This is a genomic window from Haemophilus sp. HMSC066D02 (genome assembly GCF_001810545.1).
Taxonomy (GTDB): domain Bacteria; phylum Pseudomonadota; class Gammaproteobacteria; order Enterobacterales; family Pasteurellaceae; genus Haemophilus_D.
The window spans coordinates 152,530-178,087 of sequence record NZ_KV801805.1; the positions used below are offsets into that span (position 1 = coordinate 152,530).

Genomic DNA, 25,558 nt, shown 5'->3' on the forward strand with positions numbered 1-25,558 from the left:
GGTTTAAGCAACTAAGATTTGATGAAGTGGCACGTCCCATACTTCTGTTGGAAGTTGTTCGACTTGCTGACATTGATGAGCTAATCCCACGGGGATAAAAGAAGAATTTCGCCAATTTTGTAAAGTTCGGTCATAAAAACCACCGCCCATGCCTAGACGATTTCCTTGTTTATCAAACGCGACGAGTGGCGTAAAAAGAATATCTAACTCTTTCAAAGGCAATACGTTTTGTACATTAAGTTTGGGCTCCAAAATGCCAAATTTATTTTTCAGCATCGGTGTCTCAGGCAAATAGCGTAAGAACAAAAGGTGATTCGGATTGAAAGGGTGTAAGACAGGCAAATAAACCTGTTTGCCTTGCATCCAAAGAATTTTGATCAGTTTTTCTGTTGAAATTTCTCCATCAAAGGAAATATACAAAGCAATATGCTGCGCATTTCGTTCTTCAATTAATGCAAGCGCTTGCTGAGTAATGGAATCTTCTGCCTGTTGTTGCTGAAGTGCGGTCAAATTTGCTCGTGTTTTACGAATTTGTTGACGGAGTTGATGGCGAAGCGTTTGCTGTGTTGATTTCATTCGATTGGAAGGAATGGATTTTAAAGGAAGGTCCCAGAGTGCCGCTACGAGTAGTAGTCCTTGAACCCGACGGTCCAAGGAAACCGGTAAGGCCATTTTTAGGTTTCTTTAGTCCAATGACAAAGTCAAAGGTCAAGCCTACACACCAATGGCGGGAAACCGATTTATAAAGTTCTAAGTATCGGCTCAGGGACATAACCCATCCACGAACACCCCAGGAAATCTTTTAAATTTATACTAGCTCAATTTGATTAGTTTGACTAGCCTTTATTTGAATAATTTGCTTATTCAAGCACGTCCCACAAGGGACGGGATTATTTTTTAACAGGTTGAATTAAATCAGACTCTTCCGGTTTTTTCACATCTGCAAACTGTTTATCTTTATTCGCATCGATGACTTGTTGAGTTTGACTTGCTAATTGTTGTAAACCCATTTTGTCGTAAGCTTCTTTCATTAAGAATAAGCCTTCGTAAGTCGCTTTTGCATCCGGATATTGTTGTAACATACCCACTACACGATTTGATACCGCGACCCACGCATCACGTTTTGCATAGAATTTCGCAATTTCTAATTCATGACGAGCTAATGAGTCTTTAATATACGCCATACGTGCTACTGCATCTTGTGAATATGGGCTATTTGGGAACGCACGTACTAAACTTTGGAAGTTAGAAAACGCCGTTTTCATTGAAGTTGTTTCACGCGTTGCACGATCGATACCAAAGAAATCTTGGATCATGTTATCGGCCGTTGCTAAGTTTGTTAAACCCGCCATATACACTGCATAGTCACGGTTTGGACTTTGTGGGAATTGGTGTAAGTAGTTATCTACGGTAACCAACGTTGCTGTGTAATCTTGTGTTTTATAGTTTGCATAAATTAAATCAAGCATTGCTTGTTCTTGGTAAGTACTACCAGGGAAACGTTCTGTTGCTGCTTTTAAATAACGAATCGAGTCAGAATAGCTTCCTTCTTGCAATGCTGCTGCCCCTTTTGCATAAAGATCATCAACAGAAGCTTGCTCTACTTCTTTATTACCACTGCTACAAGCTGCAATCGCGAATGAGGTCAATGCAATAAGTGCAAGAGATTTTATTTTACGCATTCTTTTTTCCTTAATTTTTACGAAAATCAATAAATAAGTTACAATTAACGAATATTGTATAGAACATTACACAATAAGCCAACTTTTTAAATTTTTAGATGGATTTTTTATGCCACAAATGACCTTAACGGCTGAAATTCAGCCCGAACAAATGGGACAGCGTTTAGACCAAACCCTCGCAGAGTTGTTCCCAGAATATTCCCGTTCGCGTTTAAAAACCTGGATTGAAGCAAAACAGGTAAAAATGAACGGTGAAATTGCCGATATTCCACGTGCAAAAGTTTATGGCGGAGAGCAAATTGAAATTTCGGTAGAAGTGGAAGATGAAAACCGTTTTGAGCCACAAAATATTCCACTCAATATCGTTTATGAAGATGACGATATTATCGTGATAAACAAACCTAAAGATCTTGTGGTTCACCCTGGTGCGGGCAATCCGGATGGCACGGTACTTAACGCGCTACTCTATCACTATCCACCTATTGCCGAAGTACCGCGCGCAGGAATTGTGCATCGTTTAGATAAAGACACAACGGGTCTCATGGTTGTCGCTAAAACCATTCCAGCGCAAACCAAACTCGTGCGTGACTTACAAAAACGTAAAATCACTCGTGAATACGAAGCCGTCGCCTGTGGCATTATGACCAAAGGCGGCACAGTAGATCAGCCAATGGCTCGTCATGCCACAAAACGCACATTGATGGCGGTTCACCCAATGGGTAAACCGGCTGTGACGCACTATCGCATTATGGAGAATTTCCGTAATTACACACGTTTACGCTTACGTTTAGAAACAGGCCGTACTCACCAAATTCGTGTGCACATGGCGCATATCGCACATCCATTATTAGGTGATCAAACTTACGGAGGTCGTCCTCGCCCACCTAAAAATGCAAGCGAAGCCTTCAATGAGGTTCTGCGTAATTTTAAACGCCAAGCTTTACATGCGGTTATGTTGCGTTTAACTCACCCTATTACAGGTGAAATGATGGAATGGTATGCCCCATTACCAGATGACTTTGTCGAATTACTGAATGCCTTAAAAGCGGATTACCTCGAACACAAAGACGAATTGGATTATTAAGATGAAAAGCATTGTTCCAAACTGGACTGTTCCGCCACATATTCAAGCTTTTACAACCACAAGAGAAGGTGGCGTAAGCCTACCGCCTTTCGATAGTTTCAATTTGGGTGATCATGTCGAAGATGATAAAAGTGCGGTCAAAACTAACCGCACTTTATTAGTCGAAAAACTTAATCTGCCACATTTCCCGTTGTTTTTAACTCAAACGCACAGCACTCGTGTGATTACAGTACCTTATGAGGGAAATAATTTAGAGGCTGATGCAGTTTACACCAATCAACCTAACCAAGTCTGTTTGGTGATGACAGCTGATTGTTTGCCAGTTTTATTCACCAATAAACAAGGCACTGAAGTGGCTGCATCCCATGCGGGCTGGCGCGGACTCTGTGATGGTGTTTTAGAAGAAACCGTCAAATGTTTCCAATCAGATCCAAAAGAGATTATTGCGTGGTTTGGGCCTGCTATCGGACCTAATACGTTCCAAGTAGGAAAAGAAGTGATTAAGCAATTTATGGCTTTTGATCCAATTGCAGAAACTGCTTTTCGACCCGATCCAAATGAAGTAGGAAAATACCTTGGTAATCTTTATCAAATCGCTACACAACGTCTCAATAAATTAGGGATTACCCAAATTTACGGCGGTGAACATTGCACATTCACAGAAAAAGAGACCTTCTTTTCCTATCGTCGAGATGGCAAAACAGGCCGAATGGCGAGTCTGATTTGGATAAAAAAATAAACTCATAAATACAACAAACCGCACCTTAAAGTGCGGTTTGTTTTTGGCTTATTCTGAATAGTTTTCGAACCAACTTTCTAAAATCAAGCAAGCAGAAATTCCATCTACTTTACCTTTATTGAGAGCACGATAACCACCACGCTGGAAAATTTCATCTCTAGCAGAAACCGTCGTTAAGCGCTCATCTTGCAGTTCTACTTTGATACCGAAACGACCATTTAAGCGATTAGCAAATTTTTTCGCACGAAGTGTTAAATCTTGCTCAGTACCATCCATATTTAAAGGCAGTCCCACCACAATAACATCAGGTTTCCAGTCTTTTAAGCATTTTTCAATAGCATCCCAATTGGGAATCCCATCTTGCGCTTTAAATGCTGGTAATGCTTGCGCCGTACCCGTGATACTTTGCCCGACCGCACAACCAATACTTTTTGTGCCGAAATCAAATGCGATTGCCGTGATACCCATTAACTATGCCCTACTTGTGAAAAGACAAAATTATGAGGATTAATCCCCAATAATTGATTCGCTGCGGGATAACGATCTTCATAAATAGTTTCAAATAAAATGGTGTCTGAAGCAGGTGCCACTAACCACGCATTATCTGCAATCTCTTGTTCTAACTGCCCTACGGTCCAACTTGCACAACCGAGAGCAACAAGATATTTTTCGGGCGCATCCTCTGAACCAAAGGTTTCCACAATATCTGCCGAAGTGGTCAGAAACATCTCATCGGTAATTTTATAACTATGCTCAAATTCCTTCGCGGCTTTCTTATGCAGAATAAAACCACGCTCAGAATGTACTGGCCCACCCGCAAGTACAAGTTCATTGCTAAAAGTGCGGTCATTTTTCATCATAAAATTCATTTTTGAATACAGTTCAGCAATGCTTAAATCGGTGGGTTGATTAATCACTAAACCCATCGAACCTTGCTCATTATGCTCGCACATATACACCACGGTATTTTGGAAATAATCCTCCAACTGTGGCATCGCAATTAAAAATTGTCCTTGTAAATCCATCATTATCCCAAATCTCCAAAACAAATTTGTAACGCACTAATGGCTGCTAAAGAAGCCGTTTCTGTGCGTAGTACACGCTTTCCTAATAAAATTTCAGTAAATCCTTGTTGTTCAGTCTGTGCGATTTCTTGAGGTGATAAACCGCCTTCTGAACCAATAAGTAAACGAACCCCTTCTTTAGGAATCGAAGGCAAGGTTTTTATTGAATATTGGGCTCTTGGATGTAAATTCAATTTCAGCGCGCCATCATTTTCTGCACACCAATCTTGCAACTTCATTAACGGACGAATTTCTGGCACAACGTTACGGCCACATTGTTCACAAGCCGCAATAGCAATTTTTTGCCATTGCTGGATTTTCTTATCCATGCGTTCGCCGTCTAGCTTCACGCCACAGCGTTCTGACCATAATGGTGTAATCACGTTAACGCCTAACTCTACAGATTTCTGAATGGTGAATTCCATTCGATCACCACGGGAAATAACCTGCCCTAAGTGAATCAATAAATTCGACTCTTTATCACTCAATTCACAACCAAGAATTTCCACCTTAACGGCTTTTTTGCTCGCTTCAATAATTTTTGCTGGATAAATATGATTACTTCCATCAAATAATTCAATTTGCTCACCTTCAGTCATACGAAGTACACGCCCTACGTGATTAGCCGCCTCCTCTGAAAGTTGGCAAGTAGATTGATTTTTAAGGGATTCTGGATGATAAATTCTTGGAATACGCATAATATTGAGTCTTTGATATAAGGAAAAAGTGCGGTCATTTTCAACCGCACTTTTCATATTATTCTGTTGCTAAATCTTTTGGCAAGCTTTCTAAAATGGCTCGCCAATAAGCGGAAGTCACTTGCTTATGTTTACGAATACATTCCACCACTAAATCGGATTGACCTCTTTCACAAATATCACGCAATTCTACATAAAAATCATGTGTCACTTGGCGATGTTTTTCATCACTAAAGAATAGCAAACCAATTTTATGATAAACCCCACGCAAGCTATTGAAAATTAAACGATAAAAAGGTTTATTTGCCATTACGGTAAACTGACGGAATAAGGCATAATCGAATTCCATGTAACTTTCAGCGGTGTTTTCTAATGAATCTAGCCCTTTAAACAAAGCAACCGAGGCTTTAGGCGAATTTTTTACGGCTTCATAAATATAAGATTCAGACATACGACTACGCAACGAAAGCATATTTTCAATGATTAATGGCGCACTTTGACGATCTAAAGTAATTAAGGTTTCAATAATGCTTGGACCAGCTGTATCCCAAATATTATTGACTTTTGTCGGCTTGCCGTGTTGAATGGTAAGCCAGCCATCACGAGCCAAACGCTGCAATACTTCGCGTAATGTGGTGCGTGTTACACCAATTTTATCAGCTAAATCACGCTCAGAAGGAAGATTGGTGCCTGCGGGAAATACATTATCCCAAATACTTCTAACAATATATTCTTCGGCAAGAGCGGCTGGGCTTTGAGCCCGTAAAAGGGTATTATCTGTTTGCATGAGTATGAAATAAATATAAAAAAATCTAAAAAAGATCAAAAAAATGTGATTTATTCAATAAATCTTCAACTGGTCTATTATCCTTTAAAGCAGTATATATTACAATGACAGGACTATAAAAAAACGGAGTTCGATATGACTTACACACAAGCATTCATGAAAAACTTTCTGGGCGCAAGTCCAGATTGGTATAAATTAACCATTATTGCCTTCTTGGTAATTAACCCGATTTTATTCTTTTTTGTTAGTCCATTTTTTGCAGGCTGGCTACTCGTTGCGGAGTTTATTTTCACGCTAGCCATGGCATTAAAATGCTACCCTCTTCAACCAGGTGGTTTATTAGCATTTGAAGCCATTGCCATTGGCATGACGAATGCCGAACACGTTAAAGCGGAGATCGTGGCAAACTTTGAAGTGGTTTTACTTTTAATCTTCATGGTCGCCGGTATTTATTTTATGAAGCAACTTTTGCTTTATGTCTTTACCAAATTATTAGTGCGTATCCGTTCTAAAATCGTCCTCTCTTTAGCATTCTGTTTTAGTGCAGCATTTCTTTCAGCTTTCTTAGATGCACTAACTGTTGTTGCTGTAATCATCAGTGTTGCCATGGGTTTCTATGGGGTTTATCACAAAGTGGCATCAGGGAAAAATCTACAGGATGCGGTTGATATTGCCGATGATAACAAAATCAAAAATCATGAAACTCTCGAAAAATTCCGCTCTTTCTTACGTAGCTTAATGATGCATGCTGGTGTCGGTACTGCACTCGGTGGTGTAATGACCATGGTAGGTGAACCACAAAACTTAATCATTGCAGAACAAGCTAAATGGAATTTCATTGAATTTTTCTTCCGCATGGCTCCTGTGACAGTCCCTGTATTTATCTGCGGATTACTCACTTGTATTTTAGTCGAAAAATTTAAATTATTCGGTTATGGTGAAAAACTACCGGAAGAAGTATGGCAAGTCTTAGCGGATTTAGATCGTGAAAACGCACAAAAAATGTCTAAACAAGATAAGATTCGTCTTTCTGTCCAAGCGGTTATCGCGGTTTGGTTGATCTTAGGTTTAGCCTTCCATTTAGCGGCTGTAGGCATGATTGGTTTAAGTGTGATTATCCTTGCAACAACCTTTACTGGTGTAACTGATGAACACGCTATTGGTAAAGCATTCCAAGAAAGTTTACCTTTCACGGCATTATTAGTCGTATTTTTCTCTGTCGTTGCGGTGATTATCGATCAAAAACTCTTTGCGCCAATTATTCACTTTGTATTAAGTTCTGAAGAGAAAACACAGTTAGCATTATTCTACGGTTTCAATGGTTTACTTTCTGCGATTTCTGATAACGTATTCGTAGCAACAGTTTATATCAATGAAGCAAAACATGCCCTTGCGACAGGCGCAATTGCACCGCACCAATTTGAATTACTTGCGGTAGCAATCAATACAGGTACAAACTTACCTTCTGTCGCTACACCAAACGGTCAAGCAGCATTCTTGTTCTTATTAACATCATCGCTTGCACCGTTAATTAAACTTTCTTATGGTAGAATGGTCTACATGGCATTGCCTTACACTATCGTATTAACGCTAGTTGGTTTCCTTGCAATCGAATTTATCCTACCAGGAATGACGATTTGGCTTGCAAACCTTGGCTTAATTCTTCCAATTTAATGAAGCATAAGGAGAAAGAATGCTCGACTTTTTTAAGCAATTATCCCTTAAACGTTCAGCGTGGATCTTTTTGGCATTTTCCGCATTTGCCTTAGAATCGACCGCACTTTACTTTCAATACGGCATGGGTTTACAACCTTGCGTGCTTTGTGTTTACGAACGTTTAGCTATGGTAGGGGTATTTATTGCTGGTTTTATCGGCGCCTTAGCCCCCAGTTCGCTTATTGTCCGCATTCTTGCTCTTATTGTGGGTTTATTTAGTGCAATCAAAGGATTAATGATTTCCATTCGTCACCTTGATTTACAAATGAACCCTGCGCCATGGAAACAATGTGAATTTATACCAAACTTTCCAGAAACGTTACCATTCCATAAATGGCTACCTGCGGTGTTCAATCCAACAGGCAGCTGTAACGAAAGCCAATGGTCACTTTTCGGCATCACGATGGTGCAATGGTTGGTATTTATTTTCGCTGTCTATGTCATTGTGTTGGGATTAATTACACTTTCACAAGTGAAGAAAAGTCGAAATCGACGCCTTATTTTTAAATAGTCTAATTACATACTAAAAAGCCTAGAGAGATTCTCTAGGCTTTTTTATTATTGAAAATCATTCAGTTCTCAACGTTATTCAAGAAAAAAATACCAATAAGGCATTAAGATAAACCAAATAAAGGCACTGAGCATAACGACAAATTTAAAACTAAAGTGTTTGGTTTTATGACGAAAGCGTTTCATCCCGCAATAAACACCAATAAACCCACCAAGCAGGCTTAATAGAAAGAAAGTATTTTCAGAAATTCGCCAGCCGTGACGAACCGCGCGGACTTTATCTTTCCACATTAAAAAATAAGCGGCGATATTTACCGCCGCTAACATTACAAATAAAAGCTGAATCAGCATTATGCGTAAACTGGAAGACGTTTGCAGATTGCCAATACTTTTTCTTTGGTTGCTGCAATCACTTGTTCTTCGTTTTCTTTGCCTAATGCATCTAATACATCACACATCCAGCCGGCTAACTCACGACAGTCTTGTTCGTTAAAGCCACGACGAGTCACCGCTGGTGTACCAACACGAATACCAGAGGTCACAAATGGTTTTTGTGGATCATTTGGTACTGAGTTTTTATTCACCGTGATATTCGCTTTACCTAACGCTGCATCTGCTGCTTTACCGGTTAAGCCTTGTTTGATGAAGCTCACTAAGAATAAATGGTTTTCTGTGCCGTTTGAAACCACGTCATAACCGCGTTGTTTAAACACTTCCACCATTGCTTTCGCATTTTTAATTACGTTGGCTTGGTATTCTTTATAAGCTGGTTCTAACGCTTCTTTGAAACATACTGCTTTCGCCGCAATAATGTGAACTAATGGACCACCTTGATTTGCAGGGAAAACAGAAGATTGTAAGCGTTTATAAAGCTCTTCATCACCGCAAGAAGAAAGGATTAAACCACCACGTGGACCACCTAAGGTTTTATGGGTAGTTGTTGTGACAACATGTGCGTATGGTAATGGATTTGGATATAAACCTGCTGCGATTAAGCCTGCAACGTGTGCCATATCCACAAATAAATACGCGCCTACTTCATCCGCGATTTCACGCATTTTTTTCCAATCTACGACTTGAGAATAAGCAGAGAAACCCGCCACAATCATCTTTGGTTTGTGCTCTAATGCTTTTTGACGGACATCTTCATAGTCAATTAAACCATCAGCAGTGATACCATAAAGTACAGAATTATAGATTTTACCGGAGAAGCTCACTTTCGCCCCATGGGTTAAGTGACCACCGTGTGCTAAATCCATCCCTAAAATAGTATCGCCAGCATTGATTAATGCGCCATATACCGCCGCATTGGCTTGTGAACCTGAGTGTGGTTGTACGTTTACATAATCCGCACCAAACAACTCTTTAGCACGATCAATCGCTAACTGCTCGACAATGTCTGCGTACTCACAACCGCCGTAGTAACGTTTACCTGGGTAGCCTTCAGCATACTTGTTAGTAAACTGTGAACCTTGCGCTTCCATTACGCGTGGGCTCGCATAGTTTTCAGATGCGATAAGCTCGATATGCTCTTCTTGACGACGATTTTCGCCCTGAATGGCTTGCCAGAGAACCGGATCGTAATCAGCGATGTTCATACTTTTTTTAAACATTGTGTTTTCCTCGTTGTTTGAATTATTTGTGTATAGTTTACCTGTTTCCAAGTAAAAACTTAATCAAAAATTTCGATCATATTTTTCATTATTACAATGAAAAACATTCATTTATCTAAATCGAGCCTTTTTCTTTCACTAATTTCTCAATTAGTTTAACTTCTTTTGTTTTCTCGCCAGCTCCCAGTTTATGGCATTGACTGGTTTCTTTCGTATAAGTATTAAAATTTGTCATCCTTGTTGGGCTTTTCATTTTAATCTTCATATCCAAATGATTACCACAGTTATTACAAGGTGAAACAAATTCCTTATCTAATTCTTTAAATTCTGGAGATCGTTCAATAATTTTCGCAACTTCTGGTGAATGCGCAGTTTTAAATAGACGATCCGTAAAGTCATAACTTAACTTACCATCATTCGCCTGCCATTTGGCTTTAGCTTGCAATAAATAACGCATCCAGCCTTCTTTTGTATCAATCTGTGAAATACCACGTAGAAGTACAGTTTGATCTGCGTGATAGGTGACATAATCAAAATGCTCAACAGGTAAAGGAGATTTGGCTGCAGGTTTTACATGGCAAATCCAATCGCCCACTAAGGCTTTTTCCTGTTCAGTTTGTTGATGCGCCGTTGCACATCCCGATAACAATACAGCGACAAGACTACTTAATACTAATTTTCTCATCATAATTCTCCTTTTATTAATCAGTCCCCGCTCCTAAAAATAAAGTGCGGTTGAAATCGTATTCGTTTTTCTTAATCGACCCTATTTCTTTACAAACCACTTATTCAATAACTGAATGTCCTTGTCATTCTCTGTTACTCGTCGGCAGGTCGCATAATCCTTACCGAGAATAAATTGATTGCCATTTTTTTTCAGCTCAATTGGCATATCTGTATGATTGGCAGATTTACTATAAAATGCAGCCAACTCTTCTTTTTCTTGTTTTTGTAGAACTTTATTTTGCTTGATGACTTTAGCCACATTTTTACTATGAGCCGGTACCATAGAACGATTGATAAAATCAAAACTCAAGACATTATTTTGGCTCTGCCATTTCACCTTGCCTTTTATTAAATAACGAATAGCTTTTTCTTTATCCAATTCGATGTAGGAAATTCCTCGCAAGGCACCTGTTCCATCAGATTTCAAGACAAAATGATCTAAACGATCATAAGTTTGTTTATCTTTCGTCGGGATAGTATGACAAATCCATTCGCCATCTAACGTTGAGCTTTGTGAAACATTTGAAGCCCCAGCACAACCTGTTAATAATACTGCTACAAAACTACCCAATATTAACTTTCTCATAAGATACTCCTTTTATTGTCAGTAGGGATAACATTCATCACAACAAAGTAGGAAAATTTTTATTTAATCCGGAATACGCAAAAGGCGGCAGTTACATAAATCATCACTCTCAAATTCTGATATTTCACCTGCAACCTTATTCGGAATTGGGAATAAGCGTACAGTTAGTGGTTTATTTAAGCGAAATGCCATTGTTCCAGTATCGCGCATAATAGCGGCAATGCTTTCTGCCTTGACATCTCCCGCCACTGGGACTGTGTCTAAACCGATACCACATACTGCACTATAAGTCAGTAAAGCTCGGATATCAAAATAGTGTTTTTGTGTACCTTCCGCTAAGCCCAAATCTTCTGTCACCGCCAACATTAATCCAGAAAACCCAACCAATGGCACGTGTTGGATTGATTTAAACACTTTTGTTAGTAAAGCAGAAACTTCTACTGAACCAGCCGCACCAAAATATGGCAATCCCATTAATTCATAAACTTTTGTCATGGATGCACAATTTTTCGATGGTGCCGCCGAACTATCAATGCCTGCAAATTCAAATTCGCCCGACAATTTGACCGCACTTAACATATCTAGTATTTCATCTACATGATATTGCAGAGCCTGCGACATAGCTTGATAGCAATCTGCATAAAATTGATTATGAGTAGACTTTGGTACAGATTTTAATACTTCGACTAATAAATCTGGTGTTTCTAACCCAATGACAAAACTGTTTGGCAAATGACTTAGATGATAACCGGCGGGGAAATAAGGAATAAATGGCTTGCAGTTAAAATTCACAGTAAAGTTAAAATTACCTTCGCCACGTGGTGTGATGTTTGCAATTTTTTGCACGGCATAAACAGATTGCTCGATAAGTTCATTATCTAACACGCCATTTTCATCTAATGGCACATTGACACAAGCATTACACAAGTCACCATAAGCTGCGATTAACTCTGGCAATAACGCAATTTCCTCTTTATTTCTCGCCGCACCTATTGCAAATCGAATACGAATTCCACTTTCATTAAATTTATTCAATAACTCCGTTAAATACTGCAAATCTGCTTTTGCTGTCTGCAAATTGGTTAAATCCAAATATTCACCAAAGGGATTGGTAATCACTCGAATCGATTGCAAGGTATAACCTGCTTTCTGCACAGCAGGTAATAACAAATCCACATCACGTTTTACCGAATAAAGGGCGTCTTCCCATTGCGTTTTATCTTTATGTAACGTCAGAAAAAAACTTATGGTACGAAGACGACATAATTCCTTATTTTTATAATCCATTCGAGCCCTTACCATTAAAGTAGTTAATTTTTATTGTTCACGAGCGACGGCACGATGACCAATATCTCGACGATAAAAACGTCCAGACCATTGAATTTGCTCAGCGAGTTTTAAGGCTTTTTGTTGCGCTTCAAATACGCTTTCGCCTAACGCAGTAGCACAAAGTACGCGACCGCCATTCGTAACTAATTTGCCTTCTTGTTCTGCGACACCCGCTAAGAAAACTTTCTCATTTTCGACCGCACTTTGTGGTAAACCTCTAATCACATCGCCTTTACGATAATCGCCTGGATAGCCTTCCGCGGCTAACACAATCCCTAAGGACGCTTTTGGATTCCATTGAGATTTCACTTCATCCAATTTTCCCTCGCAAGCTTTAAGACAAAGCTCAACGAGATCTGATTCGAGGCGTAGCATAATTGGCTGTGTTTCAGGATCGCCAAAACGGCAGTTAAATTCAATTACTTTCGGCTGACCATTTGGCATGATCATTAATCCCGCATACAAGAAACCGGTGTAAACATTACCTTCTGCCACCATACCATTAATCGTTGGATAAATCACTTCACGCATAATGCGATCATGAATTTCTGATGTCACCACTGGTGCAGGCGAATACGCCCCCATGCCACCAGTATTTAAACCTGTATCATTTTCGCCCACGCGTTTATGATCTTGACTGGTTGCCATAGGCTCGACGTTTTTACCGTCCACCATGACAATAAAACTCGCTTCTTCGCCATCTAGAAACTCTTCTATCACCACTCGGCTACCCGCTTCGCCAAAGGCATTGCCAGAAAGCATATCACACACAGCGTCTTCCGCTTCTTGCAATGTCATTGCAACGATTACGCCTTTGCCCGCCGCCAGACCATCTGCTTTTACGACAATTGGCGCACCTTTCTCACGCAAGTACGCTAACGCTGGCTCAACTTCGGTAAAGTTTTGATATTCTGCCGTTGGGATTTTATGACGAGCGAGGAAATCTTTGGTAAATGCTTTTGAACCTTCCAATTGTGCAGCCGCTTGAGTTGGACCAAAAATTTTCAATCCCGCCTCACGAAATGCATCAACTACCCCAATCACTAGCGGAGCTTCAGGGCCAACAATGGTTAATCCAATTTGCTTATCTTGAGCAAATTTCACTAATGCGGGGATATCTGTTGCAGAAATATTCACATTTTCTACTTTGTGTTCCAATGCGGTACCCGCATTGCCTGGTGCGACAAAAACTTTATCTGCTAGTGGAGATTGTGCAGCTTTCCAAGCCAAGGCGTGTTCACGCCCGCCATTTCCGATGATGAGGATGTTCATAATGCTCCTTGTATCTTTTTGAATTTAACCCCCTCTTTAGCAAAGAGGGGTAGGGGAGATTTGGCAGAAGTTATTTTAACCTCATAGTATATTTAGCATCGTATATTTAGCATCGTTTAAATCTCCCCACAGCCCCCTCTTTACGAAAGAGGGGGGAGGAATAAGTAAAAAAGCAATTCGCTCATTGAGCGAAGTGACGATATAAATTAATGTCTAAAATGACGCATTCCAGTTAATACCATCACCATATTATGTTCATCTGCTGCATCGATAACTTCTTGATCGCGCATTGAGCCACCTGGATGGATAACACATTGAATACCCACTTTCGCCGCCGCATCAATACCGTCACGGAATGGGAAGAACGCATCAGATGCCATCACGCAACCTGCGACAGTTAAACCTTCATCCTGAGCTTTGATACCTGCAATCTTCGCTGAATACACTCGACTCATTTGGCCTGCACCAATGCCGATAGTTTGATTGTCTTTGGCATAAACAATGGCATTGGATTTCACGAACTTCGCCACTTTCCAGCAGAACAATAAATCTTTTAATTCTTGTTCAGTTGGCTGACGTTTACTTACCACTTTTAAATCATCCAGACCAACCATGCCTAAATCCGCATCTTGTACTAATAAACCGCCGTTTACACGTTTGAAATCTAGACGTTCAGAACGTGATGTCCATTCACCACATTCAAGTAAACGAACATTTTTCTTACGTTTCACAACTTCTTGCGCTTCAGCTGATACTTTCGGTGCGATAATCACTTCAACAAATTGACGTTCCACAATTTCAGTCGCGGTTTTTTCATCTAATTCACGGTTGAAAGCAATAATGCCACCGAATGCAGAGGTTGGATCGGTTTGGTAAGCACGGTTGTAGGCATCTAAAATATCTTTACCTAAAGCCACGCCGCATGGATTCGCATGTTTAACGATCACACAAGCTGGCTCATCAAATTCTTTCACGCATTCAAGTGCTGCATCAGTGTCAGCAATATTATTGTAAGATAAGGCTTTACCTTGTAGTTGGTGGGCTGTAGCCACGCTTGCTTCTTTCACATTTAAATCAACATAGAAGGCCGCATTTTGATGGGCGTTTTCGCCGTAACGCATGGTTTGTTTACGCACGAAGTTAAGGTTTAAAGTCCGTGGGAATTGACCACACTTCGTATTCGCATCTTCTTCCTCTGCCACATGATATGGTTTCACCATTTGTCCAAAGTAGTTGGCAATCATGGAGTCATATTGAGCAGTATGTTCAAATGCTTTAATCGCAAGATCAAAACGGGTTTCAAGCGTTAGGCTGTTTTGATGTTTATCCATCTCTGCAAGAATTGCATTGAAATCACCATTATTTACCACGATCGCTACATCCTTATGGTTTTTCGCTGCAGAACGCACCATTGTTGGACCGCCAATATCGATATTTTCTACCGCATCAGCCAAGGTGCAATCTGGTTTAGCCACGGTAGCGGCAAATGGATATAAATTCACGACGACCATATCAATGCCTTCGATGCCATGTTGCTGCATGATAGCGTCATCTGTACCACGACGGCCAAGAATACCGCCATGTACTTTTGGATGTAAGGTTTTCACACGACCGTCCATCATTTCTGGGAATCCCGTATAATCAGACACTTCCGTCACCGGCAACCCATGTTGCTCCAACAATTTTGCGGTACCGCCTGTGGAAAGTAGTTTTACACCTCGCTGTACTAAGCCTTGAGCAAATTCTACGATACCGGTTTTATCAGAAACACTCAGTAAAGCCTGACGAATTGGACGATCTGTCATTACATTTTCCTTTAATTAAATGGTTAAAAATAAGCGCGGGGAATTATAACGCAAACGTTTGCGTTTATGTAGAAAAAATTTCCTGGTAAGCGCACTTCAAGATTCGACTGCTTATTTAGGAGGTTTAGAAAACAAAAAAGCCCGCAAAATGCGGGCAATCTAACAGTGTGAATAATGTAATTAGCGTTTGCGGTTATCTAAAGAAAATGCACCGGCACCAGCAAACACAAAATAGAAAAACACGAGAGAGTAAAGTAAAGCAAGTTCACCACCGTTCGCGATTGGGAAGAATAAATTCCCTTTACCTGCAACGTGCATAAAGAAATACGCATAAGCCATTTGACCCGAAAGGATAAATGCCGCCGGGCGAACAAATAAACCTAAAATTAATAGGATTGAACCGACAATCTCAATTACTCCGCCGACGATCATCATCGGATCGCCTACCGCACCGTTACCACCCGTCATTGAAATTGGAAATTCCCAGAATTTCGCTGTGCCGTGTAAGATAAACATATACGCAGCGACGATACGTAATAAAGCTAAAACATACGGAGAGTATTTTTCTAAGTTTTTCATAAAGTTTTCCTAATAAAAAATAAAAAGTGATTTGAGAACGGGGTGTATATTAATGATTAACCCAAAGCCAAACAATACCTAAAATCGAAAAGGACTTTTTACGATTAGGAAATAATCTTACGCTTTACTGATTTTCTTAATCCATTGTAAAAACTCAACTGGCGGCATAAATCCGTTAACACGACTTCCCTCGATTTCTTTTCCATCTTGGTTAAAAAATAAAATAGTCGGTAAACCTAGCACTTTATATTTTGTCATTAAAGCGCGGTTTTCTTCGGAGTTTTTCGTCATATCAACTTGAAGGAGCAACATGTCACCAAAAGCTTTTTGTACACTTAGATCACTAAATGTTTCTTTTTCAAACTCTTTACAAGCCACACACCAATCCGCATAAAGATCAAGCATCACAAGTGATTTGTTATTTTCTGACAGTGCTTGTTGCAATTCAGCTTCGCTTTTTACTTGTTTAAATTCAACATGAGAAATTGCTTTATTTTCGACCGCACTTGGTGTTGAGGTTTCGCCCCAAACCCAAGTTTGAAGCGGTTTAACACTAATCATAGCTGCCACTAAAAAGAGAATTCGGAATACCCAACCTGTGCCATTTTTCGGCATTTGGAAAGCAAACCAAATGAAAAATGCGGTACCGAGCATCGCCCATAATCTTGGTGTCCATTCATCTGGCAGAATACGAGAAATTAAGAATACCGGTAACGCGAGCATCACAAAGCCAAAGAGCTTTTTAACGGTTTCCATCCACATGCCTGATTTAGGCAGGATTTTATTCCCAAATAACGTGATTAAAATCAGCGGTACGCCCATTCCCAATGCGAGCAAATAAAGCGTGATCGCACCAGTAAATAAATCACCACTTTGCGCCACATAAAGCAAGGCGCCAGAAAGCGGTGCTGATGTGCAAGGTGAAGCCACTAGTCCCGCAATCATCCCCATTAAGAACACGCCACCAAAGGCACCGGCTTTTTGCTGTTGGCTAAGTAAAGATAGTTTTGTTTGTAAGGAGCTTGGGAGCTGTAAGGTAAATACACCAAACATCGACAACGCTAACAAGACAAAGATGATTGATAAACCAATCATCACATAAGGATGTTGTAAGGCCACTTGGAACGGTAAACCAATTGCGGCGACAATCAAGCCTAGCAAGGTATAAGTCATCGCCATCCCCTGCACATACACAAAGCTTAATGCGAAAGCTCGCCACATATTAGGGCGTTGATTTTGACCAATCACAATCGCTGAAAGCAACGGCAGCATTGGCAACACACAAGGGGTAAAGGCCAAACCTAATCCTAACAAGAAGAAACCAAATACAGCATATTTGCTATTAAATAAACTTTCCGCTAAACGGTCTTGTTCTGCTTTAGGTTGTGTTGAAAGTGCGGTCGAGTTTTCCGATGTTTTTTCAGTATTAGCGATCTGTGCAATAGGCAAATCTGCCACTTTAATTTCTTTCACTTCAGGGGGATAACAAAAACCAGCAGTACAACCTTGGTAAGCGATTTCTACCACATCTTCGGCTTTTAGAGGTGGGTGACTTGCTTTAAAAATAGCTTGCACAGGCTTTTTGAAAATCTTCATTAACCCAAAATAAGGATCGTTATAATCTTCAGGTGAAATAGAAAATGTCGGCACATCAAATGATGAGGTTTCCTCTTGGTTAAGCTTCACGGAAATTTTCTCTTGATAGAGATAATATCCTTCTGCAATCGACCAATTGACGATCACATTTTCTTGATTCTCGCTTTTCGCAGCTGAAAATTGAAAAGCGTCATCCACAGGTAAGAAAGCCGGTTTCTTATCAAAAAGACCGGCTTGAGTGGAAAGTGCGGTAAAAATAAAAAATAAAAAAAGAAGAATTCGCTTCATCATAAAGTCCCAACTATTGTTCCTACTAAAATTCTAGCACTAAAATTCTAGCATAGATGAGCTGAATGTTAATAATTTATGACTTAGATCATAAAATTAAATGTAATTTAAACAATGACCGCACTTTTCTGTTGTTACAGCAATGTTACAATTATAGAATATGCCTATAACAAAGAATAACAAGGAGCAACGAATGGCTACCCCCAAAATTCTCATCGTGGAAGATGAAGCGGTAACCCGTAATACGTTAAAAGGAATTTTTGAAGCTGAGGGCTATGAGGTATTACAAGCACAAGATGGTGCCGAAATGTATCGTCAGTTAAGCTCGGAAACGGTTAATCTCATCGTATTAGATATCAACTTACCCGGTAAAAATGGTTTATTACTGGGCCGTGAATTACGTGAAAAAACACCTATCCCTCTGATTTTCCTAACAGGGCGAGATAATGAGGTCGATAAAATTTTAGGTTTAGAAATCGGGGCCGATGATTATCTCACTAAGCCATTTAACCCAAGAGAACTCACCATTCGTGCAAGAAATTTATTGCATCGCACCATGACGTTGAATGGCAAAGAGGCCCATTTACAACGTGAGAACTATCGTTTTAATGGTTGGACACTGGATTTAAATAGTCATAATTTAATTACACCTGAAGGCACTGAGTTTAAGCTACCGCGTAGTGAATTTCGTGCCATGTTGCATTTCTGTGAAAACCCAGGAAAATTGCAAACACGCGAAGAATTATTGCTAAAAATGACAGGACGTGAATTAAAACCACAAGATCGTACTGTGGATGTAACAATTCGCCGCATTCGGAAACATTTTGAAGATCATCCTAATACCCCAGAAATTATTGCTACTGTGCATGGTGAAGGGTATCGTTTCTGCGGTGAATTAGAAGAATAATCGATCATTTAGTAGTAAAAGGCTGAGTCAAATCAGCCTTTTGTTTTTTGCTATCCACGGAGAGATTCGGTAAAATCAACACCAATTTACGATTAATGAATAACGGATAACGATGACCAAAAAGAAAGTCAGAGTCGGCTCTAACACCATTGCGCTAAATAAACGAGCCAGACATGAATATTTTATTGAAGATGAAATTGAAGCCGGCCTTGAATTGCAAGGTTGGGAAGTGAAATCAATGCGCGCAGGTAAAGCCAATATCAGCGACAGCTATATCATTTTTAAAAACGGCGAAGCTTATTTATTTGGTGCAACCATTCAACCATTAAGCTTGGCCTCTACTCACGTGGTTTGCGATCCGACGCGTACACGTAAACTTTTATTGAATAAACGTGAACTAGATAATCTTTTCGGCAAATCAAGCCGTGATGGTTTCACCATTGTTGCCCTTTCTCTTTATTGGAAAGGTCCTTGGGCGAAGATCAAAATCGGTCTTGCGAAAGGTAAAAAACAACATGATAAACGCGATGATATTAAAGAGCGTGAATGGAAAGTAGCGAAAGAGCGTATTATGAAAAACGCACATCGTGGATAACTCTCCCTCCAAACTGACAAAATGCCTTTCAATCGAAAGGCATTTTTCTTTTTCTCAATATGAAAAAAATTCTCATAGCTATGAATAAAATTATATTGATAATCATTCTCTTTTGAATTAGTATCTTCGCCCAATTCTTTTCGTTATATAAGGAGCTCTAATGAAAAAAGGCATTCACCCTGAAAATTATCGTACCGTTTTATTTTACGATTCCAACGCGAAACAAGGCTTTCTCATCCGTTCTTGTGCTAAAACTAACAACACCATGAAATGGGAAGATGGTAATGAATACCCTGTATTTATGTGTGATACTTCATCTGCTTCCCACCCGTTTTATACTGGTAAAACTCGTCAAATTGGTAACGAAGGTCGTGCAAGTGAATTTGCAAGCCGTTACGGTAAATTTGGCGCATTTAAATCAAAATAGGAATATTCAATGAAAGTATTATCTTCACTCAAAAGCGCAAAAAACCGTCCTGGCTGCAAAATTGTTCGTCGCCACGGTGTCGTTTATGTCATTTCGAAAACCAACCCTCGCTTTAAAGCGCGTCAAGGTGGGAAAAAGAAAGGTTAACCCCAATAAAAAAAGAGCGGTCAAATTTCCGCTCTTTTTTTCATTTAGGCATTAAGGTTTGTAAATAAATTCAACGCCTTCTTCATCTTCTTCGTCCCAATCATCCCAGTCGTCATCTTCATCATCAAATTGATGTTCAGCGAGTTGTTCTTGATGGTAATCTTCCCATTTGAATTTCACTTCTTCCGGTTTATTTTCTTCTACTTCCGCATCACGTGGATTTGCTTCAATGAAATCCATAATATCACGACAAAGTGGTGGCACATTTTTACCGGTTGCGGCAGAAATAAGGTGATACCCTTCTTCCCAACCAAGACGTTCGGTAATCTCTTGTGCTCGTTTATGTGCCTCTTCTTCAGTCATTGTATCAATTTTGTTGAAGACTAACCAACGCGGTTTATCTGCCAATTTTTCGCTATATTGGAATAATTCTGACTCAATGATCGCTATGTTATCAGCAGGATCGGATTCATCAATTGGGTTAATATCCACTAAATGAATTAACACACGACAACGTTCTAAGTGTTTTAAGAAACGAATTCCTAAACCCGCACCATCTGATGCACCTTCAATCAATCCAGGAATATCTGCCACCACAAAGCTATGGCTCTCATCCACTTTCACCACACCTAAACTTGGCACTAAAGTGGTAAACGGATAATCAGCAACTTTTGGTTTTGCAGCTGAAACGGCACGAATAAAGGTGGATTTACCCGCATTCGGTAAACCTAACATCCCGACGTCCGCAAGAAGCATTAATTCTAATAATAAATCTCGTTTTTCACCTGGTGTCCCCATGGTTTTTTGGCGAGGCGCACGGTTCACTGAAGATTTGAAACGTGTGTTCCCTAAACCATGATAACCACCTTTCGCCACTAACATTCTCGCACCATGCTTTGTTAAATCGCCAAGCACTTCTTTAGTATCATTATCAATTGCACGCGTTCCCACCGGCACACGTAACGTAATATCTTTACCGCGGCGACCGGTACAATCTGAACTATGGCCGTTCTCACCGCGTTCTGCGGCAAAACGTTTCGTAAAGCGATAATCGATCAAGGTATTTAAGTTTTCGTCTGCAACCAAATAAACATCACCGCCATCACCGCCATCACCGCCATCAGGGCCACCTTTGGGGATAAATTTTTCACGGCGGAAACTTACACAACCGTTTCCACCATCCCCTGCTTCCACACGAATCAGGGCTTCATCAATAAATTTCATAAAAACTCTCCAATATTTAACCGCACTTTACTTTGATTGCGGTAATAACTTATGTCCGATTGCTGACAAAATTGCTCCGCATACTACAACAAACGCCCCGATATAGCTAATCATATTTAATTCTGGCGCGGCAAAATTATCAGGGCTCGCATAATGCGCAAGATGAGCAAAGAAAATGGTAAATAGTGGTACTAAAGTAATCACAACGCTGACTTTAGAGACTTCCCAGCGATTAAGGGCTTCAGCATAGGCACCGTAACCAAATAAGGTATTCAGACAACAATAAGCCAAACAACCAAACGCTAACGGACTGAGCTCTCTCACTTGGGAAAATTCAGCAACAGGCGTAAATACTAACAGACAACCGAAATACATCATTAATAAAATTTGTTGTGAACTAAAACGACGAAGCATTAATTTCTGTGCCATTCCATAAGTAACCCAAACTAATGAAGCTGTTAGGCTTAACAAGACGCCCGTTAAATAACCACTCTCTCCTTTAAACACCTCAAATTTATCATTGAAGAAAAGCACTAACCCAGCCAATAACAGACCTAAACCAATCTTTTGATGTAATCCAAGCTTTTCTTTAAAGACAAAAATACCGCAAATCAACATGCCAAAAGAGGAAAAATGAATAAAAATTTGAGCTGAAGAAGGATCGATAAAGTTAAGTGAGCTATTAAATAAAAAGAAATTACCCGATAATCCTGCAACACCAATGAGCACAAGCCAAATGAATCGACCACCTTTAAAAAATTGTGGCAATTTTTTCTTATAAGCAAGCAAAATAAAGAGCGCTAGAAATGCCACAATAAAGCGATACCACACGATTGTTTGTGGCGTCATAACTGATAAAACCTGTTTTAACGCAATGGGTAAAGATCCCCATGCCATCGCTGTAATTAAAGCAAATAGAAATCCTAAAAGAGGTTGTTGTTTCATGATGTCTTCCTTTATTTGGCTAAAGCACAGTTAGGAATTCAGATAAATTTCATTCTAAGAAATATTGAAGAGAATGATCCTGCTAAGATAACAAATTTGATTAATGATTGTAAATTACAGGTAAGAAAACAAAGAAAACGCCCCACAGGTAATGCGGGGCGTTTATCAAATCAGATGTAAAATTATTCAGTTACAATACTTACGTATTTACGGCTTTTCTCGCCTTTCACTTCAAATTTTACTTTACCGTCAGCGGTAGCAAATAAGGTGTGGTCACGACCCATACCTACGTTGTTACCTGCGTGGAATTTAGTACCACGTTGACGTACAATGATGCTACCTGCTAATACAGATTCGCCACCGAAACGTTTAACACCAAGGCGTTTAGCTTCAGAATCACGACCGTTACGAGTTGAACCACCAGCTTTTTTAGTTGCCATCTACTTGATCTCCTCTGAAATTATGCTTGAATCCCAGTGATTTTCACTTCTGTGAACCACTGACGATGACCTTGTTGTTTACGGCTGTGTTTACGACGACGGAACTTAACGATTTTAACTTTATCGCCACGACCTTGTGCCACAACTTCAGCCACTACTTTCGCGCCAGCTACTACTGGTGCACCAATTTTAACATCTTCACCATTAACGACCATCAACACTGAGTCGAACTCAACTGTTGCGCCAGTTGCAAGTTCAAGTTTTTCTAAACGAACTACTTGACCTTCGCTCACACGGTGTTGTTTACCGCCACTTTGGAAAACTGCGTACATAAATACTCCGCTATAATTGTGCTTCTCCGTTACTATTTTCGGTCCGCACTTCAAAATTCATATAAATAGGTCGCAAATTCTACGGAAAAAACAACTCGATCGCAAGCACTTATTTGCAATAAAATAAAAAAAAGCGCTTTTCCTCGAGTTTAATTTCAGAAACCCTGAAAAATCGGGTAAAATTCACCGCACTTTCCTTTTATATACACAACCATCGAACCAAATGAAGATGAACAAACAAGATTTAATGGATATGCATGCAATCCAAGCATTAACTGATGCGGATATGCAGAAAGTCAACCAAGCCATTTTAGCACAAATTAACTCCGATGTGCCGATGGTTAATCAGCTTGGTTTTTATATTGTACAAGGTGGCGGAAAACGTATTCGACCACTTATTGCGGTCTTAGCGGCGCGTGCATTAGGCTACGAAAGCGATAAAGTAGCAACTTGTGCGACCTTTGTAGAATTTATTCACACTGCTTCTTTATTACATGATGATGTGGTGGATGAATCTGATATGCGTCGAGGCCGCGCAACGGCAAACTCTGCCTTTGGTAATGCGGCTAGCGTATTAGTAGGCGACTTCATTTATACTCGTGCATTCCAATTAGTGGCGCAGTTACAATCGCTAGATATTCTTCGCATTATGGCAGATGCTACCAACGTGTTGGCAGAAGGTGAAGTTCAACAATTAATGAACGTGAATGATCCGGATACCACAGAAGAAAGCTATATGCGCGTGATTTATAGTAAAACAGCACGCTTATTTGAAGTGGCGGCACAATCTGTTGCGATTGTTGCGGGTGCTGAAAAATCAATTGAAACCGCATTTCAAGAATATGGCCGCTATCTCGGTACCGCATTCCAATTAGTAGATGACGTGCTAGATTACAGCGCAAACGCTGCAGCATTAGGCAAAAATGTGGGTGATGACCTCGCCGAAGGTAAACCGACGCTTCCTTTATTACACGCAATGCGTCACGGCAATCCACAACAAGCCGCGCTTATTCGCGAAGCCATTGAACAAGGCGGAAAACGTGATGCGATCGATGAAGTGCTTGCGATTATGGCTGAACATAAATCCCTTGATTATGCGATGGATCGTGCGAAACAAGAAGCCAAAAAAGCGGTTGATGCCATTGCCTTATTACCTGAAAGCGAATACAAAAAAGCCTTAATTTCACTGGCTTATTTATCGGTAGACCGAACTTATTAATATGACTGAAGAACAAATTCAACCGCAAAGTGCGGTCGATTCTCAAGCTAAATTTCAAAAACCGCGTAAACAAAAAGTGCGCAAGGATCCCAATGCGCCTTTTATTCGTGAAAAACTCGAATTACCCGAAGGACATAATAAGTTACTTCTCCACTCCTGCTGTGCGCCTTGCTCAGGTGAAGTAATGGAAGCCATTTTGGCCTCGGGTATTGAATTTACGATTTATTTTTACAATCCGAATATTCATCCATTAAAAGAATATTTAATTCGTAAAGAAGAAAACATCCGTTTTGCCCAAAAATTTGGGATTCCATTTATTGATGCTGACTACGATCGCCAACAATGGTTTGATCGCGCAAAAGGTATGGAATGGGAACCCGAACGTGGCATTCGCTGCACCATGTGTTTTGATATGCGTTTTGAAAAAGCGGCTGAATATGCTCATGAGCATGGTTTCCCTGTATTTACTAGCTGTCTTGGCATTTCCCGTTGGAAAGATATGGATCAAATTAATGGTTGTGGGCACCGTGCGGCTGAAAAATATGATGATGTGATTTATTGGGATTACAACTGGCGTAAAGCAGGTGGATCGCAACGCATGATCGAAATCAGTAAGCGTGAACGTTTTTATCAACAGGAATATTGTGGCTGTGTTTATTCTTTACGAGATAGCAATAAATGGCGTGAAGAAACAGGGCGACAAAAAATTGAAATTGGTAAACTCTATTACACGCCAGATTAAAAAACACATAAAAAAAGAACCGCACTTTCAACATGCGGTTCTTTTTTTATTTAATCTACGATGGTACGCCCACCTAATGCATTCTCTAAAGAATGATCTAACTGCTGAATTCGCGTACATAACACGTTTTCAATCTGGGCATTTTTATTTTTTTCTTGGGTTAATTCAAAACTTAAATTCAAGGCAACAATAGAAAGCACACGGTCTAATTGCAATAAACCTGTACGCTCTTTCATTTCAGACACTTGAAGATCTAAATTGCGCGCCGCTTGACGCAAAATCTCTTCTTGTTCGGCAGGGACATTCAAGCGCAGCACTTGCCCTAATACAACAACTTCAACCAGTTTTAATGACATGTTATTCCCTTATGTTGAATGCTCAAGTGTTCCTATTATGCCACAGCCAAATGCCTTCGTCATAATTTTTACGTTTAATTGACCGCACTTTATCCGTTCGCCCCATTTCGCAATTTACGCTATAATGCGACACTTTTCATTATTTTTGAA

The 25,558-nt window shown here is 40.0% G+C and carries 30 protein-coding genes and 1 other RNA gene; 10 read left to right on the forward strand and 21 right to left on the reverse strand.

Annotated features, from left to right (window positions below; translation table 11 throughout):
* Positions 1-3: 3 nt before the first annotated feature.
* The 3 genes from HMPREF2750_RS03380 to HMPREF2750_RS03390 form a co-directional block, all read right to left on the reverse strand.
* Positions 4-576: a 5-formyltetrahydrofolate cyclo-ligase gene (locus tag HMPREF2750_RS03380; RefSeq protein WP_070582566.1), complete on the reverse strand. Its 573-nt coding sequence runs from the start codon at positions 574-576 to the stop codon at positions 4-6.
* A gap of 26 nt (positions 577-602) precedes the next feature.
* Positions 603-800: non-coding RNA, 6S RNA (ssrS, locus tag HMPREF2750_RS03385), on the reverse strand.
* Positions 801-890: 90 nt separating this feature from the next.
* The gene (locus HMPREF2750_RS03390) at positions 891-1,682 is read right to left on the reverse strand and encodes an outer membrane protein assembly factor BamD (RefSeq protein WP_049369527.1); all 792 of its coding nucleotides are present in this window, start codon (positions 1,680-1,682) and stop codon (positions 891-893) included.
* A gap of 109 nt (positions 1,683-1,791) precedes the next feature.
* Between HMPREF2750_RS03390 and rluD the strand changes: the two genes are divergently transcribed.
* Both rluD and pgeF read left to right on the forward strand, forming a co-directional pair.
* The gene (gene rluD, locus HMPREF2750_RS03395) at positions 1,792-2,766 is read left to right on the forward strand and encodes a 23S rRNA pseudouridine(1911/1915/1917) synthase RluD (protein ID WP_070582567.1); all 975 of its coding nucleotides are present in this window, start codon (positions 1,792-1,794) and stop codon (positions 2,764-2,766) included.
* Position 2,767: 1 nt separating this feature from the next.
* Positions 2,768-3,505 (forward strand): peptidoglycan editing factor PgeF, encoded by a 738-nt coding sequence (pgeF, locus tag HMPREF2750_RS03400; RefSeq protein WP_070582568.1) that lies wholly within the window; start codon positions 2,768-2,770, stop codon positions 3,503-3,505.
* Positions 3,506-3,553: 48 nt separating this feature from the next.
* Here the strand turns inward: pgeF and ruvX are convergent, their stop codons facing one another.
* From ruvX to fadR, 4 genes are read right to left on the reverse strand one after another with little or no spacing between them, the layout of a single operon-like run.
* On the reverse strand, positions 3,554-3,973 hold the full coding sequence (ruvX, locus tag HMPREF2750_RS03405) for a Holliday junction resolvase RuvX (protein ID WP_014064097.1): 420 nt from the start codon (positions 3,971-3,973) through the stop codon (positions 3,554-3,556).
* The gene (locus HMPREF2750_RS03410; protein WP_070582569.1) at positions 3,973-4,533 is read right to left on the reverse strand and encodes a YqgE/AlgH family protein; all 561 of its coding nucleotides are present in this window, start codon (positions 4,531-4,533) and stop codon (positions 3,973-3,975) included. Before HMPREF2750_RS03410 ends, ruvX begins: the two co-directional genes overlap by 1 nt.
* Entirely contained in the window at positions 4,533-5,267 is a 735-nt protein-coding gene (gene rsmE / locus HMPREF2750_RS03415; RefSeq protein WP_070582873.1) for a 16S rRNA (uracil(1498)-N(3))-methyltransferase, read from the reverse strand. The genes HMPREF2750_RS03410 and rsmE overlap by 1 nt, the downstream gene beginning before the upstream one ends.
* A gap of 58 nt (positions 5,268-5,325) precedes the next feature.
* Positions 5,326-6,054 carry a fatty acid metabolism transcriptional regulator FadR gene (gene fadR / locus HMPREF2750_RS03420; RefSeq protein ID WP_070582570.1) on the reverse strand — a complete coding sequence of 243 codons (729 nt, stop codon included), beginning with the start codon at positions 6,052-6,054 and terminating at the stop codon, positions 5,326-5,328.
* A gap of 135 nt (positions 6,055-6,189) precedes the next feature.
* Here fadR and nhaB point away from each other — a divergent pair, with 135 nt between their 5' ends.
* Both nhaB and dsbB read left to right on the forward strand, forming a co-directional pair.
* Entirely contained in the window at positions 6,190-7,728 is a 1,539-nt protein-coding gene (gene nhaB, locus HMPREF2750_RS03425; protein ID WP_070582571.1) for a Na(+)/H(+) antiporter NhaB, read from the forward strand.
* A gap of 19 nt (positions 7,729-7,747) precedes the next feature.
* Entirely contained in the window at positions 7,748-8,281 is a 534-nt protein-coding gene (dsbB, locus tag HMPREF2750_RS03430) for a disulfide bond formation protein DsbB (RefSeq protein WP_070582572.1), read from the forward strand.
* Between the two features lie 74 nt (positions 8,282-8,355).
* On the opposite strand, the gene HMPREF2750_RS03435 is transcribed toward dsbB, so the two are convergent.
* From HMPREF2750_RS03435 to HMPREF2750_RS03475, 9 genes are all read right to left on the reverse strand, one after another.
* Entirely contained in the window at positions 8,356-8,631 is a 276-nt protein-coding gene (locus HMPREF2750_RS03435; RefSeq protein ID WP_070582573.1) for a DUF1294 domain-containing protein, read from the reverse strand.
* Positions 8,631-9,893: a serine hydroxymethyltransferase gene (glyA, locus tag HMPREF2750_RS03440; protein ID WP_049364889.1), complete on the reverse strand. Its 1,263-nt coding sequence runs from the start codon at positions 9,891-9,893 to the stop codon at positions 8,631-8,633. Before glyA ends, HMPREF2750_RS03435 begins: the two co-directional genes overlap by 1 nt.
* Before the next feature lie 115 nt (positions 9,894-10,008).
* Positions 10,009-10,581: a hypothetical protein gene (locus HMPREF2750_RS03445; RefSeq protein ID WP_243583385.1), complete on the reverse strand. Its 573-nt coding sequence runs from the start codon at positions 10,579-10,581 to the stop codon at positions 10,009-10,011.
* 78 nt (positions 10,582-10,659) lie between these two features.
* Positions 10,660-11,205, reverse strand: coding sequence for a hypothetical protein (locus tag HMPREF2750_RS03450; RefSeq protein WP_070582575.1), 546 nt, complete (start codon positions 11,203-11,205; stop codon positions 10,660-10,662).
* Between the two features lie 63 nt (positions 11,206-11,268).
* The gene (locus HMPREF2750_RS03455) at positions 11,269-12,492 is read right to left on the reverse strand and encodes a DUF711 family protein (protein ID WP_070582576.1); all 1,224 of its coding nucleotides are present in this window, start codon (positions 12,490-12,492) and stop codon (positions 11,269-11,271) included.
* Positions 12,493-12,522: 30 nt separating this feature from the next.
* The gene (gene purD / locus HMPREF2750_RS03460) at positions 12,523-13,806 is read right to left on the reverse strand and encodes a phosphoribosylamine--glycine ligase (RefSeq protein WP_070582577.1); all 1,284 of its coding nucleotides are present in this window, start codon (positions 13,804-13,806) and stop codon (positions 12,523-12,525) included.
* 206 nt (positions 13,807-14,012) lie between these two features.
* Positions 14,013-15,611: a bifunctional phosphoribosylaminoimidazolecarboxamide formyltransferase/IMP cyclohydrolase gene (purH, locus tag HMPREF2750_RS03465; protein WP_070582578.1), complete on the reverse strand. Its 1,599-nt coding sequence runs from the start codon at positions 15,609-15,611 to the stop codon at positions 14,013-14,015.
* A 180-nt stretch (positions 15,612-15,791) separates the two neighbouring features.
* Positions 15,792-16,190 carry a DoxX family protein gene (locus tag HMPREF2750_RS03470; protein ID WP_049357642.1) on the reverse strand — a complete coding sequence of 133 codons (399 nt, stop codon included), beginning with the start codon at positions 16,188-16,190 and terminating at the stop codon, positions 15,792-15,794.
* A 117-nt stretch (positions 16,191-16,307) separates the two neighbouring features.
* Entirely contained in the window at positions 16,308-18,074 is a 1,767-nt protein-coding gene (locus HMPREF2750_RS03475) for a protein-disulfide reductase DsbD (RefSeq protein ID WP_070582874.1), read from the reverse strand.
* 193 nt (positions 18,075-18,267) lie between these two features.
* Here HMPREF2750_RS03475 and arcA point away from each other — a divergent pair, with 193 nt between their 5' ends.
* The 4 genes from arcA to ykgO all read left to right on the forward strand — a co-directional run bounded on the left by arcA (position 18,268) and on the right by ykgO (position 20,150).
* The gene (gene arcA / locus HMPREF2750_RS03480) at positions 18,268-18,981 is read left to right on the forward strand and encodes a two-component system response regulator ArcA (protein ID WP_070582579.1); all 714 of its coding nucleotides are present in this window, start codon (positions 18,268-18,270) and stop codon (positions 18,979-18,981) included.
* A gap of 112 nt (positions 18,982-19,093) precedes the next feature.
* Complete coding sequence (smpB, locus tag HMPREF2750_RS03485; RefSeq protein WP_070582580.1) at positions 19,094-19,576, forward strand: SsrA-binding protein SmpB; 483 nt, start codon at positions 19,094-19,096, stop codon at positions 19,574-19,576.
* 160 nt (positions 19,577-19,736) lie between these two features.
* Entirely contained in the window at positions 19,737-20,003 is a 267-nt protein-coding gene (locus tag HMPREF2750_RS03490) for a type B 50S ribosomal protein L31 (protein ID WP_014064115.1), read from the forward strand.
* A gap of 9 nt (positions 20,004-20,012) precedes the next feature.
* On the forward strand, positions 20,013-20,150 hold the full coding sequence (gene ykgO / locus HMPREF2750_RS03495) for a type B 50S ribosomal protein L36 (protein WP_005695435.1): 138 nt from the start codon (positions 20,013-20,015) through the stop codon (positions 20,148-20,150).
* 51 nt (positions 20,151-20,201) lie between these two features.
* Here the strand turns inward: ykgO and cgtA are convergent, their stop codons facing one another.
* The 4 genes from cgtA to rplU all read right to left on the reverse strand — a co-directional run bounded on the left by cgtA (position 20,202) and on the right by rplU (position 23,091).
* Entirely contained in the window at positions 20,202-21,374 is a 1,173-nt protein-coding gene (gene cgtA / locus HMPREF2750_RS03500; protein WP_070582581.1) for an Obg family GTPase CgtA, read from the reverse strand.
* Between the two features lie 27 nt (positions 21,375-21,401).
* Positions 21,402-22,319, reverse strand: a complete 918-nt coding sequence (locus HMPREF2750_RS03505; RefSeq protein WP_070582582.1) for a DMT family transporter — start codon at positions 22,317-22,319, stop codon at positions 21,402-21,404.
* 182 nt (positions 22,320-22,501) lie between these two features.
* Positions 22,502-22,759, reverse strand: coding sequence for a 50S ribosomal protein L27 (gene rpmA, locus HMPREF2750_RS03510; protein ID WP_005539872.1), 258 nt, complete (start codon positions 22,757-22,759; stop codon positions 22,502-22,504).
* 20 nt (positions 22,760-22,779) lie between these two features.
* Positions 22,780-23,091 carry a 50S ribosomal protein L21 gene (rplU, locus tag HMPREF2750_RS03515; protein ID WP_005695431.1) on the reverse strand — a complete coding sequence of 104 codons (312 nt, stop codon included), beginning with the start codon at positions 23,089-23,091 and terminating at the stop codon, positions 22,780-22,782.
* A 229-nt stretch (positions 23,092-23,320) separates the two neighbouring features.
* Here rplU and ispB point away from each other — a divergent pair, with 229 nt between their 5' ends.
* Both ispB and HMPREF2750_RS03525 read left to right on the forward strand, forming a co-directional pair.
* Positions 23,321-24,310 carry an octaprenyl diphosphate synthase gene (ispB, locus tag HMPREF2750_RS03520; protein WP_005697829.1) on the forward strand — a complete coding sequence of 330 codons (990 nt, stop codon included), beginning with the start codon at positions 23,321-23,323 and terminating at the stop codon, positions 24,308-24,310.
* Position 24,311: 1 nt separating this feature from the next.
* Positions 24,312-25,052 carry an epoxyqueuosine reductase QueH gene (locus tag HMPREF2750_RS03525; protein ID WP_065243789.1) on the forward strand — a complete coding sequence of 247 codons (741 nt, stop codon included), beginning with the start codon at positions 24,312-24,314 and terminating at the stop codon, positions 25,050-25,052.
* A gap of 50 nt (positions 25,053-25,102) precedes the next feature.
* Here HMPREF2750_RS03525 and HMPREF2750_RS03530 read toward each other — a convergent pair whose 3' ends face one another.
* Positions 25,103-25,408, reverse strand: coding sequence for a cell division protein ZapA (locus HMPREF2750_RS03530; RefSeq protein WP_005695425.1), 306 nt, complete (start codon positions 25,406-25,408; stop codon positions 25,103-25,105).
* Positions 25,409-25,558 lie beyond the last annotated feature (150 nt).

Bases quoted from the DNA above. Each gene is read 5' to 3' on its own strand.
- HMPREF2750_RS03410 (WP_070582569.1), bottom strand. From the start codon at position 4,533: ATGATGGATTTACAAGGACAATTTTTAATTGCGATGCCACAGTTGGAG.
- rplU (WP_005695431.1), bottom strand. From the start codon at position 23,091: ATGTACGCAGTTTTCCAAAGTGGCGGTAAACAACACCGTGTGAGCGAA.
- rsmE (WP_070582873.1), bottom strand. From the start codon at position 5,267: ATGCGTATTCCAAGAATTTATCATCCAGAATCCCTTAAAAATCAATCT.
- HMPREF2750_RS03450 (WP_070582575.1), bottom strand. From the start codon at position 11,205: ATGAGAAAGTTAATATTGGGTAGTTTTGTAGCAGTATTATTAACAGGT.
- purH (WP_070582578.1), bottom strand. From the start codon at position 15,611: ATGACAGATCGTCCAATTCGTCAGGCTTTACTGAGTGTTTCTGATAAA.
- nhaB (WP_070582571.1), top strand. From the start codon at position 6,190: ATGACTTACACACAAGCATTCATGAAAAACTTTCTGGGCGCAAGTCCA.
- arcA (WP_070582579.1), top strand. From the start codon at position 18,268: ATGGCTACCCCCAAAATTCTCATCGTGGAAGATGAAGCGGTAACCCGT.
- ykgO (WP_005695435.1), top strand. From the start codon at position 20,013: ATGAAAGTATTATCTTCACTCAAAAGCGCAAAAAACCGTCCTGGCTGC.
- pgeF (WP_070582568.1), top strand. From the start codon at position 2,768: ATGAAAAGCATTGTTCCAAACTGGACTGTTCCGCCACATATTCAAGCT.
- HMPREF2750_RS03475 (WP_070582874.1), bottom strand. From the start codon at position 18,074: ATGAAGCGAATTCTTCTTTTTTTATTTTTTATTTTTACCGCACTTTCC.
- rluD (WP_070582567.1), top strand. From the start codon at position 1,792: ATGCCACAAATGACCTTAACGGCTGAAATTCAGCCCGAACAAATGGGA.
- ispB (WP_005697829.1), top strand. From the start codon at position 23,321: ATGAACAAACAAGATTTAATGGATATGCATGCAATCCAAGCATTAACT.
- HMPREF2750_RS03445 (WP_243583385.1), bottom strand. From the start codon at position 10,581: ATGATGAGAAAATTAGTATTAAGTAGTCTTGTCGCTGTATTGTTATCG.
- rpmA (WP_005539872.1), bottom strand. From the start codon at position 22,759: ATGGCAACTAAAAAAGCTGGTGGTTCAACTCGTAACGGTCGTGATTCT.
- HMPREF2750_RS03505 (WP_070582582.1), bottom strand. From the start codon at position 22,319: ATGAAACAACAACCTCTTTTAGGATTTCTATTTGCTTTAATTACAGCG.
- HMPREF2750_RS03525 (WP_065243789.1), top strand. From the start codon at position 24,312: ATGACTGAAGAACAAATTCAACCGCAAAGTGCGGTCGATTCTCAAGCT.
- HMPREF2750_RS03380 (WP_070582566.1), bottom strand. From the start codon at position 576: ATGAAATCAACACAGCAAACGCTTCGCCATCAACTCCGTCAACAAATT.
- HMPREF2750_RS03470 (WP_049357642.1), bottom strand. From the start codon at position 16,190: ATGAAAAACTTAGAAAAATACTCTCCGTATGTTTTAGCTTTATTACGT.
- cgtA (WP_070582581.1), bottom strand. From the start codon at position 21,374: ATGAAATTTATTGATGAAGCCCTGATTCGTGTGGAAGCAGGGGATGGT.
- dsbB (WP_070582572.1), top strand. From the start codon at position 7,748: ATGCTCGACTTTTTTAAGCAATTATCCCTTAAACGTTCAGCGTGGATC.
- glyA (WP_049364889.1), bottom strand. From the start codon at position 9,893: ATGTTTAAAAAAAGTATGAACATCGCTGATTACGATCCGGTTCTCTGG.
- HMPREF2750_RS03390 (WP_049369527.1), bottom strand. From the start codon at position 1,682: ATGCGTAAAATAAAATCTCTTGCACTTATTGCATTGACCTCATTCGCG.
- purD (WP_070582577.1), bottom strand. From the start codon at position 13,806: ATGAACATCCTCATCATCGGAAATGGCGGGCGTGAACACGCCTTGGCT.
- smpB (WP_070582580.1), top strand. From the start codon at position 19,094: ATGACCAAAAAGAAAGTCAGAGTCGGCTCTAACACCATTGCGCTAAAT.
- HMPREF2750_RS03455 (WP_070582576.1), bottom strand. From the start codon at position 12,492: ATGGATTATAAAAATAAGGAATTATGTCGTCTTCGTACCATAAGTTTT.
- HMPREF2750_RS03435 (WP_070582573.1), bottom strand. From the start codon at position 8,631: ATGCTGATTCAGCTTTTATTTGTAATGTTAGCGGCGGTAAATATCGCC.
- HMPREF2750_RS03490 (WP_014064115.1), top strand. From the start codon at position 19,737: ATGAAAAAAGGCATTCACCCTGAAAATTATCGTACCGTTTTATTTTAC.
- ruvX (WP_014064097.1), bottom strand. From the start codon at position 3,973: ATGGGTATCACGGCAATCGCATTTGATTTCGGCACAAAAAGTATTGGT.
- fadR (WP_070582570.1), bottom strand. From the start codon at position 6,054: ATGCAAACAGATAATACCCTTTTACGGGCTCAAAGCCCAGCCGCTCTT.
- HMPREF2750_RS03530 (WP_005695425.1), bottom strand. From the start codon at position 25,408: ATGTCATTAAAACTGGTTGAAGTTGTTGTATTAGGGCAAGTGCTGCGC.